Origin of the sequence: uncultured Piscinibacter sp., from assembly GCF_937952055.1 — a bacterium.
Taxonomy (GTDB): domain Bacteria; phylum Pseudomonadota; class Gammaproteobacteria; order Burkholderiales; family Burkholderiaceae_C; genus Piscinibacter.
The window spans coordinates 282,764-295,744 of sequence record NZ_CALFYO010000020.1 but is presented as its reverse complement, the minus strand read 5'-3'; the positions used below and the strand labels follow the sequence as shown (position 1 = coordinate 295,744).

Sequence of the window (12,981 nt, the reverse complement as noted above, 5' to 3'; positions counted from 1 at the left end):
CGCTCGCCGCGCTTCGTGGGATGCTGAGTGCCACACCTGCGCTGCGTCCTCGTCCTGCGAACCGATCTTGGTCTCCATTCCCGCGCCGTGCCGCCTGACTGGTCGCTCAAGCGGGACTGCCACCGGCAAGGCACTTGGCCCGCGAGGCGCTCGCTGTCATCATCCGCCTCGCGGGCCAAGCGCCTCACCGGCGTCAGCCCCTTAGCTCAAACGCCATGGCCGCATTCGGCGGTCCAGCGACCGCGCTATGGCAAGGCCGCGAACGCTTAGCGCAAGCTCGCCAGCACCCGGTCCACCATCACCCCGGACTGGCCCAGATAGTTGGCCGGGTCGCAAAGCCTCGCCAGCGCTGCGCGATCGAGGTGCGCGTTGATCTCGGGGTGCTCGGTCAGCAGGTCGAGCAGCGGGCGCTGCTGCGCGATCGCCTCGCGGCAGATGTCGTAAACCAAGTCGTGCGCGTACTCGCGCCCGATGTACGGGCCCAGCCCCATCATCACCGCCTCGCTCATCACCAAGCCGTGGGTCAGGTCGATGTTGCGCCGCATCGCCGCGGGGTCGACGACCAACCCCTCGACAACCACCCGCGACTGCTTCAGCGCGCCGGCCAGCAAGCAGAACGCCTCGGGCAGCACGATCCATTCGATCTGCCACGGCCCTGTCGAACGCTCGTGGTCCGCGACCATCGCATCCATCAGCGCGGCGGCGTGCTGTCGCAGCACGCTGATCGCGCCGTGGATGTACGCGCTGCTGATCGGGTTTCGCTTCTGCGGCATCGTGCTGCTGCTGCCGCGGCCGTGGTAGTACGGCTCCTGCACCTCGCCGACCTCGGTCTGCATCATCAGCTTGACGTCCATGCTGAGCTTGCCGAGCGTGCCACCGACCAGCCCGAGGAACGCGCCGACCTCGGCGATGCTGTCGCGCACGGTGTGCCACGCAATCAGCGGCTGCCCCAGGCCGAGTTCCGCGCAGAGTCTGGCCTGAGTTTCCATCGCACCCTTGTCGAGCGACGCCAGAGTGCCGGCCGCGCCGGCGAACTCGCCGACCAGCACCCGCGGGCGCAGCTGCGCCAGCCGCTCGCGATGGCGCTCGATGGCGGCCAGCAAGCTCGCAACCTTGAAGCCGAACGTGATCGGGATCGCCTGCTGCAGGTTGCTGCGGCCAATCATGGGCGTATCGCGGTGCTGCTTGGCCAGTTTCGCCATCGCGGCCGAGATCGCGGCGAGCTCGCGGTCGACAATGTCCAGGCCCTCGCGGATCTGCAGCACGGTGGCGGTGTCGGTGATGTCCTGCGTCGTCGCACCCCAGTGCACGAACTCGCCGAGCTTGTCGCGGCACAGCAGGTTGAGCTGCGACACGACGCCGAGGATCGGGTAGCCGATGCGCTCGGTCTGCGCCCGCAGCTTGACCATGTCGATCTGGTCCAGGTGGCAATGGCTGACGATTTCGTCGGCGGCTTCCTGCGGAATCAGGCCCAGGCGGGCCTGGACGATCGCCAGCGCGCGCTCGATCTCGACGTACTTGGCGGTGCGGTTCTCGTCCGACCAGACATGTCGCATCTCGTCGCTGCTGAAGATGCCCTGAAAGATCGAGGAGTCGATGATGGTGGAGGCCATGGGGATGTCCTTTGTGAAACGAAGAATTCGAAGCGGGCGCCCCGGGACCGTCAGGCGCCCGCGCGCCGCAGCAAGCGTCGGGCCTGGAGCACGACGGGTCGATCGATCATCCGGCCGTCGAGCCGGGCCGCCCCGGGCGAAGCGGCTTCGGCCGCCAGCACGCGCCGCGCCCAGTCCAGCGCCTGGGCATCGGGCGCCAAGGCACGATGCACCACCGCGATCTGCCGGGGATGGATACAGAGCTTGGCGCCGAAGCCGTGCCGGCGCGACCACGCCAGGTCGGCCAGCAGGCGCGCCTCGTCGTCGAGCTGCGGCGTGACGCCGGCCACCGGCGATGGCAAGCCGGCCGCGCGCGACGCCACAGTCAGGCGGCCGGCCGCATAGACCAGTGCGTCGGCATCGTCGGCGATGTCGAGATCGAGGTCGAGCGCGAAATCGAGCGTCCCGAACACCAGCCGCACCACACCCGGGGCCGCGGCCACGCTATCGGCCCGCGCGATGCCGACGGCGCTCTCGACCAACGCCAGCACCTGGATGCCGGGCGCCCGGGCGCACACCGCGGCAACCTGACCCGCTTCTTCGGCCTTGGGCAGCATGGCAATCGCGATGCCGGTCTCGCGCAGCAATTGCAGATCGTCGGCGAACCCGGGGTGATGGGCGTCGTTGATTCTGACGACGACGCGTTGGCGGTCTTCTGCCGCGGCGGCCGCGATCCAGTCGGCGATGGCATTGCGCGCGAAGGCCTTCGCATCGCCGGCGACCGCATCCTCCAGATCGAGAACCACCGCGTCGGCCCCGCTGGCCAGGGCCTTGGCAAAGCGCTCGGGCCGGTTGCCGGGGACGAACAGGTAGGTGCGCGGCAGCTCCATGTCAGATCGCCTCGGCGGCGCGCAGCGCGCGGATGCCGTCCGCGCCGATGCCGAGTTCGGCGAGCACGGCATCGGTGTGTTCGCCGAGCGCCGGCACGGGATCCATCCGCGGGCCCTCGTTCCATGTGCCCGGCGGCAGCATCGCCGGGATCGAACCGGCCGGCGTGCCGACCTCGCGCCACCGGCCTCGTGCATGCAGCTGCGGGTGCTCCCAGACCTCGTGCATGGTGTTGACGCGGGCATTGGCAATCTGCGCGGCCTCCAGCCGTTCCACCACCTGCGGCGCGCTCAGCCCGCTGAAGGCCTCGACGATTAGGGCGCGCAGTTCGTCCCTGGCGGCGACGCGCTTCGCGTTGCCCGTGAAGCGTGGGTCGGTGGTCAGGGCGGGCTGCTGCAGCACGACCTCGCAGAACTTGGCCCACTCGCGCTCGTTCTGCAGCCCCATCATCACCGAGGCGCCGTCTCCGGTCGGGAACGGCCCGTACGGGTAGATCGTCGCGTGCGCCGCGCCGGTCCGCGGCGGCGGTGGCGCGCCGTCGAAGGCGTAGTACAGCGGGTAGCTCGTCCATTCGGCCAGCGACTCGAGCATCGAGATGTCGATGTGCTGGCCCTGGCCCGTCTGGGCGCGCTGCATCAGCGCGGCCAGGATGTTGGTGTAGGCGTACATGCCGGCGGCGATGTCGGCTATCGACGGGCCTGCCTTGCAGGGCTCGTCGGCCGTGCCGGTCACCGACACGAAGCCAGCCTCGCTCTGGATCAGCAGGTCGTAGGCCTTCTTGTCGCGGTAGGGGCCGTCGGCGCCGTAGCCCGAGATGTCGCAGACGATGATGCCGGGCTTCAGTGCAGCGAGCCGCCCGTAGCCCAGGCCCAGCCGCGCGGCGGCGCCTGGGGCGAGGTTCTGCACCACGACATCAGCCTTCTCCAGCACCAGCCGCTCGAGGACTCGCGCAGCGTCGGGGTGCTTGACATCGAGCGTGACGCTCTCCTTCGAGCGGTTTGTCCAGACAAAGTGCGATGCCAGGCCGCGCACACGCGCGTCGTAGCCGCGGGCGAAGTCGCCCGAGCCGGGGCGTTCGATCTTGATGATGCGTGCGCCGAGGTCGGCGAGCTGGCGCGTCGCGAACGGTGCCGCGATCGCGTGCTCGAGCGTGACGACGGTGATGCCTCGAAGGGGTTGCATGCGGATCCTGGCGGAAGGAGGGTTGGGGAAAGAGAGTCAGCGCAGGGTGGCCACCGCGTCCATCGTCAGCCAACCCTCGTGGTCCTGCGCCCAGAGCTTGACCGTATTGCCCTGAGGGCGACCGTTGACCTTGAACGGGTGCAAGTCGAAGGTCGGGCGCACCGCCTTGAAGCGAAAGGTCTCGACCTGTGCATCCGGCGCATGGCGTCGCACCAGATCCATCAGCAGCGTCGCGATCAGCGGGCCATGGACGATCAGGCCGGGATAGCCTTCGACCTCGGTCACGTACCTGCGGTCGTAGTGGATGCGATGGCCATTGAAGGTCAGCGCCGAGTAGCGGAACAGCAGCACGTCGTCGGGCACGATCTCGCGCTGCCAGGCAGCATCGGCGTCGGCCTTCTGCGGCGGGGGCTCGACGTCGGTCGGCTTCTTCGCTTCACGGTAGACGATGTCGTGGAATTCGACCAGCGCCGCCTCGGCGGCGCCGTTGCAGCGCAGCTCGTGCCGCACCTTGACGAATACCAGGGTGCCGGTCCGGCCTTGCTTGATCGTCACGTCGTCGATGGTCGAACGGCGCTCGACGGCATCGCCGACCCGAATCGGGGCGCGGAACTCGAACTGGCTGCCGGCCCACATGCGCCGGGGCAGCGGCACCGGCGGAAGGAAGCCGCCGCGCTTGGCATGGCCGTCGGGACCGATCTCGCTTTGCCGGTGCAGAGGCAGAAAGTACAGCCAATGCCACAGCGGTCGAAACGGCGTGCCGTCCGGCACGTCGGCGCTCGGGTGATCCAGGGTTGCGTCCAGCGCCTTGATCGGGGTCGGTCCGATGCGGTCGGTGACGACTTCGCTGCGGCCGATCCAGGTGGTCAGGTCCATATCCGTGGTCATGTGTGTCTCCATTCGCTGGTGCTGGTGAGTCATCTATCCCGGCGGTGTGCAGCGAAGTTTCCGGCGCGACGTCTTGATAGGGAAGTGCAAGATTCGGATCGATTGATGTGTGGAGAACATTAACAATCTTCGCGATGCGCGTGCCGCGGTGGTGCCGATTGCTCGGTACGCGCCGGTAAACGGCGGGTCGGCGCCACTCGACGGGTGTGCGAGACGCGCATCTCCGACGCTCGGCCTGTGCGCGCTATTCAGGGCCCGCCGCGAGGGCCGACGGCCGACGCTTCTCGATCGCCCACTTCAGCAGCGCCGCAGCTCGGTAGACGCCGTGCGCGAACTTGCCGTAGGGCATCGTCGCGAACAGCGCCATCACGAAGCCCAGATGCACCGCCAGCAGCAGCGCCAGAGCGCCGGTGTCGCGCCATGCCGTCAGCAGCAAGCCGGTTGTGGCCGTGCCGAAAAGCAGCGCGATGAAGCCCATGTCCATCGCTACCTGCGTCGGCTCGACATGCCGCGGATGGCGCCTGCGGCGCAGTCGCCACAGCCCGGCGCTGCCGATGGCGAGCAACAACCCGCCGGTGACGCCAAGCAGTTTGGGCAGCGAGGTGAAGGCGTAGGGCGCGATCCAGCCGAACACGTAGTGGTAGGCCGTGCCTACGCATGTAGCGGCGAAGCAAAGCCCGAAGCCGTAGAACGTCAAGTGGTGCAGGCGCCGCCGCGCCAGCGTGAAGGCATCGTCGGTCTCGTTGCAGCCTTCGCCGTGCCCACCGTCGAGGTACTTCAGTCGCAGGACGTCACGGGTGGCCTCTGCCAGCGCTGCAGCCGATGTGGGGCCGGCTGCCTGGCCGCGCCAGAAGCGCCGCACGCCCATCGCCAGCGCCAGCAGCGCGAAGCCGAACACCGGCGCGAAGATCGCGGCCATCAACCCGTGCGGAAAGACGCGGTAGAAGTCGCCTGCCAGGGGCTCGTGCCAGAGCGTGCCTGTCAGCGCCAGTGCAAGCACGAGGAACAAGGCCATTGCGGCCGCCAGCGACATCGACACGAACAGCCCGTTGCGTGCGTACAGCGCGCCCAGTGCGGGCGGCCATGCGTGCTCGGCGTAGGTCCGTGCGCGCACCTGCGCCATCGCGCGCGGCACGGCCACGGCGAACTCGTGCGGCGGCGCGTACTGGCAGGCGTGCAGGCAGGCGCCGCAGTTGTGGCAGAGGTTGGCGAGGTAGTGCAGGTCGGCGCGCGGAAACTCGAGGCGACGCGTCATCGCCGGGAAGACCGCGCAGAAACCTTCGCAGTAGCGGCACGCATTGCAGATCTGCAGCACGCGCGCGACCTCGGCCTCGGCGGCCGAGAGCGCCGCCACTGCCGCGGGCGCCGGCGGGGGCGGAACGTGGCCCTCGGCGGTGGCGGCCGCCTCACGCACCAGTTGTTCGAGCGGCGCCATGCCGGTCCTCCTGCATCGATGTGACGGCCGCGGCCGCCTGTGCCCCGGCGATCCGGCCGAAGGCCGTGCCGATGCTCATGCCGACGCCGGCGGTGTAGCCTCTGCCGAGCACGTTGCCGGCCATCATCTCGCCGGCAACGAACAGGTTCGGGCTCGGCCGACCGCCGAAGCGCACCGCGGCGGTCTCGTCGGTCTTGAGCCCCAGGTAGGTGAAGGTCACGCCCGGGCGAACGGCGTAGGCGACGAACGGCGGCGTGTCGATCGGCAGCGCCCAATGGGTCTTCGGCGGCGCCAGACCCGCGGTGCGGCAATCGTCGAGGTGCGTGTGATCGAAGCGGCCGGGGCGACAGGCGGCGTTGTAGGCCTCGAGGCTGCGCACGAAGCGCGCCTCGTCGATGCCGATCGCGCGCGCCAGCGCCGGCAGCGTCTCGGCGCGCATGCCCGCGAACACCGGCGGCATGAAGCGGCCGGCCGCCTTGGCGTCAATCACCGACCACGCGATCTGCCCCGGCTGCTGCGCGACCAGCCGACCCCAGATCGCATAGCGCTTGGGCCAGAAGTCCTCGCCTTCGTCGTAGAAGCGCTCGCCGTCGCGGTTGACGACGACGCCGAGCGAGACGCAGTCGATGCGGGTACAGATGCCGCCGTCGTACAGCGGCGCGCGGGCGTCGATCGCGACCATGTGCGCCTGCGTTGGATCGCCGACCGGGTCGGCGCCGGCGTCGAGCGCGAAGCGCAACAGCACGCCGGTGTTGAAGCGCGTGCCGCGGATCAGGAAGTTGTCGGCCGGCCATTCACCGCGCTCGTTGCGGCCCCAGGCCTCGCGCAGCCACTCGCGGTTGGACTCGAAGCCGCCAGCCGCGAGCACGCAGGCGCGCGCCTGGATGCGTTCGCCACGCACGAAGGCGGCAACGAACTGGCCGTCTCGCAGTTCGATGCGGTCGACCGGCGACTCGTAGCGCACCTGCACCCCCAGGCCCTCGGCGCTGCGGTAGTAGGCGTTGACGAGCGCCTTGCCGCCACCCATGAAGAAGGCATTGGTGCGTGCAGTGTGCAGCGCGCCCGACAGCGAGGGCTGGAAGCGCACGCCGTGGCGCGCCATCCACGGGCGGCAGGTGGCCGAGTCACGGATCACCCGGCGCGCGAGGACTTCGTCGGTGAGACCGCCGGTGACCTTCAGCAGGTCCTGCCAGAACTCTTCCTCGGGGTATGACTCGACCAGCACATCCTGCGGTGCGTCGTGCATGCATCGCAGGTTGCGCACGTGCATCGAGTTACCGCCGCGCCACTCGCGCGGTGCGGCCTCGAGCAACAGCACCGACGCACCCGCTTCGCGCGCCGTCAGCGCGGCACAAAGCGCTGCGTTGCCACCGCCGATCACCAGGACATCGACCATGGGCTCTCCTCCTGGAAGCGGTTCCTGGGGCCGGCCCCCCGGGCCGCAGGGCTATCGGCCCGGCACCTGTCAATTGATGAAAGCGGGGCCCACACTTCGCCGGGCCCCGTGATTGCGGTCGGGCTCGAGCCCTCGGCCTTCCACCAGGCCGATGTCAGAACCTGTGGATGAGGCCGAGCTCGTAGCCCGTCGACGACCCGCCGCCGAGAAGGCCCGAGGGGCCGCCCGGGATCGTGTAGCGCGCCCCTCCATCGTTCGAGATTCGGGCCAGGCTCGAGTACGCCGCGGTGCGCTTGGACAGGTAGTAGACGTAGCCGAGTCCGAGCTTCGTCGCGTCGTTGGCGCTGACGTTCGTCGTGCCGGCGCGGCCCTCCATGTTCACCTTGTGCCACGACGCCTTGACGACGTGAAGCCCGAAGGTGGCTGTGGCACCGATCAGCAGGTTGGTCTGCTTGGCGACGTCGTACTTCAGCTGCCGCCAGGCCGCTGTCAGTTCCACCGGCCCGAGGATGTAGTTGCCCCCGACCGCGGTGTCGCGGAACTTGTCAACCGTCGTCAGGCTATTTTCGGACTGCATCGTCGCCGCGGAGAGGCCGAAGGCCTTGGTCGAATAGCCCAGGCGGGCACCGACGACCTTGGTGCGCCCGACCGTGACATCTCCGCCCTCGCCGGCGGCGACCATCACTTCACCCTCGATGCCGTTCAGCTTTGGAAGCAGGTACTGCACCGCGTTATCGGCGCGCACCGTGGTGTTGTCGTTCGAGCCAAATGCCGACCGGATCGGGCCGGACGGCGAGCTGGAAAAGAAATCGCTCGTGCGCGCGACGCCGACGTAGGAGAACGGGTCGTAGCGGCTCCAGTTCCGGTAGGTGGGGACAAAGTCGCGGCCGAGGCGGATCTCGCCCAGGCTCTTGCTGACGAGGCTGACCGTCGAGCGTCGGTCCCAGAACTTGCTGCTGCTCGCGGTACTGCCGGTGTCGAGCAGCAGCCCATGCTCGAGATGGAAGCTGGCGCTCAGGCCACCACCCAGATCCTCGACCCCGCGAACGCCGATCCGGCTGGTGGCGTTGGACCCGCTGACGAGGCTGCTGATCGAGCCGCGGTCCTGGTTGTCGACATGGCGCACGGCGGCATCGGCGATGCCGAACACAGTCACGTTGCCCTGCGCGTGCGCCATCGGCACGATGGACAGGCCGGCGATGCCAGCGGCGAGAACGTAATTCCTCATCGGGGGAGTCTCCTGGTCGGTAGGTCGGTCGCGCCGGACGCCGAAGGGCAGGTACCGGCAACTCACCGCCGGGATGATTCAGGTGATCGCCCTCGATGTGAATTGCATAGTTGCGATCGATTGATGCGCCAGGCGCATTGTTCTGCGACCTTCGAGCCGGTGCACCGCGGGTGTCGCGGCGCGCAGGAGGCTGGCGTCAGCCGGCCTTGCCCTTCGATCGCCTGGACCGAGAAGGCACCGGTCCCGGCGCAGTCGCTTGCCCCCGCCGAGCGCCGCACAGCTCGTACAGTTGCTGCGCCGCCGGCGTGAGCGAGCGGCCCCGACGGCGGATCAGCCCGACCTTGCGCGTCACTTCGGGTTCGATCAGGGGTACGCTGACGAGCAGCGGGTGACCGGGGCCGGGCATCGCCATCGACGGCACCACCGCGACGCCCAGACCCGCCTCAACGAGGCCGAGCGTCGTCGTCACGTGCTGGGTCTCGCAGATACCGGTCGGCTGAACCGCGACGCCTGCCAGCGCCTGGTCGAGCAGCAGCCGGTTCCCGGAGGTCTTTCCGACCGCGATGAAGTCGTGTTCTGACAGTTCCTTCCAGCGCACCTGACGGCGGCGGGCCAACGGATGGTCGCGGCGGCACGCGGCGACGAAGCGCTCCTCGATCAGGGTCTCGAACTCGATATCGCCTTCCAGCGCGCCCATAAAGTTGAGGCCGAAGTCCGCATCGCCACGGGCGACCGAAGACAGGACCTCGTTGGCGCTGGCATCGAACACCTTGACGCGCACGTTCGGGTTGGCGGCGCGGTTTCGCCGCATCACATGCGACAGGAAGTAGTTCACTGCGGAAGGGACGCAGGCGATCGTCACTTCGGTCATCCGCGTGGTCCGTTCGCCGCGGATCCCCATCAGCGTGAGGTCGAGCTCGTCGAGGATCTGCCGCACCTTGCGTTCGAAGTCGCGGCCGACCGCCGTCAGCTCGACCCGGCGCGTCGTCCGGTTCAACAGCCGCACGCCGAGGGCCTGCTCCAGCTTGTCGATGCGCCGACTGAAGGCCGGCTGCGAGATGTGCACGGCCTCGGCGGCCTTGCGGAAGTTCGCGAGCTCGGCCACGGAACGGAAGGCCAGCAGGTCGTTGAGGTCGAAGTTGATCGCCATGGTGATGTTCTCCGTGGTGCGGTGTGGAATGACTGATGCCAAGTGTGGATCAATCGATCGCAACTATGCAATTCCGGATCGCGGCGGCACCAACCATCATTGCCGCCATGAAACGCACCTTGCCTTGCGTCCTGATGCGAGCCGGAACCTCGCGCGGTCCCTTCTTCCTGCGCGAGTGGCTGCCGCAGGACGAGGTGCAGCGCGACGAGGCGCTGATCGGTGCGATCGGTGCGTCCGACCTGTTGCAGCTCGACGGGGTCGGCGGTGGCAGCACCCTCACCAGCAAAGTCGCGATCGTCTCGCGCTCGGCCGAGCCCGGCTGCGACGTCGACTACCTGTTCGCCCAGGTCGGCGTCGGCCAGCGGTCGGTCGACACGCGGCCCAACTGCGGCAACATGCTCTCCGGGGTGGCGCCGTTCGCGATCGAGCAGGGCCTGGTCGACGCCGCCGACGGCGAGACCACGGTACGCGTGTTCAACGTCAACACCCGCTCGCGCATCGACGTCACGGTGCAGACGCCCGAGCGCCGCGTCACCTACGAAGGCGACACCCGCCTTGACGGCGTGGCCGGCACGGCGGCGCCGATCCGGCTGGACTTCCTCGACGCCTGGGGGGCGGTGACGGGCTCCTTGTTCCCGACCGGCCGGCGCGTCGACCGCATCGACGGCGTCGAGGTGACCTGCATCGATGCCGCGATGCCGATGATGATCGTGCGCGCGGTCGATCTCGGTGTCACCGGCGGCGAGCCGCCGGGCGAGCTCGATGCGATTCCGGCGCTGCTCGAGCGACTGGAGTTCATGCGCTGCCAGGCCGGGATGATGATGGGCCTCGGCGACGTGTCCCACAGCGTGATTCCGAAGCCGGTGCTCGTCAGCGCGGGCGATGGCGAGCACAGCCTGACCTCGAGGTACTTCACGCCGCGCCGCTGCCACGCATCGCACGCGGTGACCGGAGCGGTCGGCATCGCCACCGCGTTCGCGCTGCCGGGGACCGTCGCCAGCAGCAGCACGAGGCTGCGCGGTCGACGCCGCGTCGCCGTTCTCCATCCGCAGGGACGGATCGAGGTCGATGTCGACGTCGGCGGCGAGGGCGACGATGCCCGTGTCGAGCGGGCGGCCCTGGTGCGGACGGCGCGCAAGATCCTGCAGGGCGAGCTGTACCTCCCCGACTACGTCTTCTCCCGGGTCGCGACGGGCAAGACCCCTGGTGCCGCGGCTCACGGCGCGATCACAATCGTCGTGCCGACCTCGGCCGGCGGCGGCAACGACACCATGGCCCGCGCGATCGCGGCCGGCCTGGCGCCGCGCCTCGGCCAGCCGGTCAGGGTCGACAACCGGCCCGGGGCGAACGGTTCGATCGCAAGCGAATTCGTCGCGCACTCGGCGGCCGACGGCACCACCCTGATGCTGGGCTACATCGGCACCCATGCCATGAGCCCGGCGCTGCACAAGCTGCACTACGACCCGCGCCGCGACTTCGAGCCGATCGGCCTGGTCGCCACGTCGCCGACTTTGCTGGTCATTCACGCGCACACGCCGGTGCGCGACATTCCTGATCTGCTGCGGCAGCTGCGCGAACAGCCGAACCGGTATCGCTTCGCATCGGCCGGCAGTGGCACCGCACCTCACTTCGCGGCCGAGCTGTTCATGCACGGCAGCGGCACGTCGATGTTCGGCATTCCCTACCCCGGCGCCGCGCCGGCGCTCGACGAAACGATCCTGGGCCGCGCGCAGATCATGTTCCCCAGCCTGTTCAGCGCCTTGCCGCACCTTCGCGCCGGCAGGCTGCGGGCCCTGGCCGTCGCCGGCCCGCGGCGCGTGGCCGCGCTGCCCGACGTGCCAACGTTGGCCGAAGCCGGCGTCGAGGGCGTCGACGTGACGCAGTGGTACGCCCTGTTCGCGCCCGCTGCCACGCCGGACGAAGTCATCGCCCGAACGAATAGGGCGCTGAACGAGCTGCTGTGCGAGCCGCTCACGATGAAGCGCATCGAAGACCACGGCGCAGAGGTCCGCAGCGGCACGCCCGACGAGCTGCGTGCGCTGGTCGACGCCGAACTGCACAAGTGGCGCGCCGTCATGACGCGTTCGAGAATCCCCGACCACCGTGCCGAGCCCGAAGCGGCCCACTGATCCACCCTCCCATTCAACCAGTGCCGCACCGACCGGCCATTCGCCCCCCAGGAGACAGACATGAAGACATTGCACTGCATCGCCGCCACCATCGGCATCGCCTTCGCCGCATCGGCAAACGCCCAGGATCCGATCGTCATCAAGTTCTCGCACGTGGCCGCCGCTGACACGCCCAAGGGGCAGGCGGCGGAATACTTCAAGAAGCGCGCCGAGGAACGCACCAAGGGCCGGGTCAAGGTCGAGGTCTACGCCAACAGCACGCTGTACAAGGACAAGGAAGAGCTGGAGGCGCTGCAACTCGGTGCGGTGCAGATGCTGGCGCCTGTGGCGGGCAAGTTCGGCCCGGCCGGCGTCAAGGAATTCGAGGTCTTCGATCTGCCGTACATGTTTCCCGACACCGAAGGGCTGCACCGCGTGACGCGGGGCCCGATCGGCGCGTCCCTGCTGAAGAAGCTCGAGGCGCGCAACATGGTCGGCCTGAGCTACTGGGACGCCGGCTTCCGGGTGCTGAGCTCGAACAAGCCGATCCGAACGCCGGACGAGGCCAAGGGCCAGAAGATCCGGATCAACTCGTCGAAGGTCAATCAGGCCATCATGCGTTCGATCGGCGCGCTGCCGCAGACGATGGCCTTCTCCGAGGTCTATACCGCGCTGCAGACGGGCGTGGTCGACGGCGCCGACGGCAATCTGCCCAACCTCTACACGCAGAAGCAGTACGAGGTGCAGAAGCACGTGACGATGACGAACCACACCTACAGCGGCTATGTCGTCGTTATCAACAAGCCGTTCTGGGACAAGTTGCCGACCGACATCCGCAGCGAGCTGCAGAACGCGATGAAGGACGCCACGGACCTGAACGACAAGGTGACCGAGGAGGACAACGCGAAGGCGACGGCTGCGATCAAGGCATCGGGCAAGACGGAGATCCACGTGCCGACGCCGCAGGAGAAGGCGCTGTGGGTCAAGGCGATGTCGCCGGTTCAGGACGAAATGGCGTCCCGCGTCGGCGCAGACCTCGTCGCCGCCATTCGCAAGACGGCCGGCGGCAAGTAGCCCGGCCCCCGACGGCGCTGCGGTCGCCCACCTTTGGTGG

10 protein-coding genes are annotated in these 12,981 nt (G+C 68.7%); 2 read left to right on the top strand and 8 right to left on the bottom strand.

Annotated elements, in window-relative coordinates; translation table 11 throughout:
• Positions 1-266: 266 nt before the first annotated feature.
• From Q0599_RS12225 to Q0599_RS12190, 8 genes are all read right to left on the bottom strand, one after another.
• The gene (locus Q0599_RS12225) at positions 267-1,613 is read right to left on the bottom strand and encodes an adenylosuccinate lyase family protein (RefSeq protein WP_298829807.1); all 1,347 of its coding nucleotides are present in this window, start codon (positions 1,611-1,613) and stop codon (positions 267-269) included.
• Positions 1,614-1,663: 50 nt separating this feature from the next.
• A complete protein-coding gene (locus Q0599_RS12220) occupies positions 1,664-2,482 on the bottom strand; it encodes a CoA ester lyase (RefSeq protein WP_298829806.1) in 819 nt (272 codons plus the stop codon).
• Between the two features lies 1 nt (position 2,483).
• The gene (locus tag Q0599_RS12215) at positions 2,484-3,662 is read right to left on the bottom strand and encodes a CaiB/BaiF CoA-transferase family protein (RefSeq protein ID WP_298829804.1); all 1,179 of its coding nucleotides are present in this window, start codon (positions 3,660-3,662) and stop codon (positions 2,484-2,486) included.
• A 36-nt stretch (positions 3,663-3,698) separates the two neighbouring features.
• A complete protein-coding gene (locus tag Q0599_RS12210) occupies positions 3,699-4,538 on the bottom strand; it encodes a MaoC family dehydratase N-terminal domain-containing protein (RefSeq protein ID WP_298830456.1) in 840 nt (279 codons plus the stop codon).
• 256 nt (positions 4,539-4,794) lie between these two features.
• The gene (tcuB, locus tag Q0599_RS12205; protein ID WP_298829802.1) at positions 4,795-5,985 is read right to left on the bottom strand and encodes a tricarballylate utilization 4Fe-4S protein TcuB; all 1,191 of its coding nucleotides are present in this window, start codon (positions 5,983-5,985) and stop codon (positions 4,795-4,797) included.
• Positions 5,957-7,381 carry an FAD-dependent tricarballylate dehydrogenase TcuA gene (tcuA, locus tag Q0599_RS12200; RefSeq protein ID WP_298829800.1) on the bottom strand — a complete coding sequence of 475 codons (1,425 nt, stop codon included), beginning with the start codon at positions 7,379-7,381 and terminating at the stop codon, positions 5,957-5,959. The genes tcuB and tcuA overlap by 29 nt, the downstream gene beginning before the upstream one ends.
• 154 nt (positions 7,382-7,535) lie before the next feature.
• A complete protein-coding gene (locus Q0599_RS12195) occupies positions 7,536-8,558 on the bottom strand; it encodes a porin (protein WP_298829798.1) in 1,023 nt (340 codons plus the stop codon).
• A gap of 247 nt (positions 8,559-8,805) precedes the next feature.
• On the bottom strand, positions 8,806-9,759 hold the full coding sequence (locus Q0599_RS12190) for a LysR family transcriptional regulator (protein ID WP_298829796.1): 954 nt from the start codon (positions 9,757-9,759) through the stop codon (positions 8,806-8,808).
• Positions 9,760-9,866: 107 nt separating this feature from the next.
• Here Q0599_RS12190 and Q0599_RS12185 point away from each other — a divergent pair, with 107 nt between their 5' ends.
• The gene (locus Q0599_RS12185; RefSeq protein ID WP_298829793.1) at positions 9,867-11,888 is read left to right on the top strand and encodes a 4-oxalomesaconate tautomerase; all 2,022 of its coding nucleotides are present in this window, start codon (positions 9,867-9,869) and stop codon (positions 11,886-11,888) included.
• A 60-nt stretch (positions 11,889-11,948) separates the two neighbouring features.
• Positions 11,949-12,941 carry a DctP family TRAP transporter solute-binding subunit gene (locus Q0599_RS12180; RefSeq protein ID WP_298829792.1) on the top strand — a complete coding sequence of 331 codons (993 nt, stop codon included), beginning with the start codon at positions 11,949-11,951 and terminating at the stop codon, positions 12,939-12,941.
• The last annotated feature ends 40 nt before the right edge of the window (positions 12,942-12,981 follow it).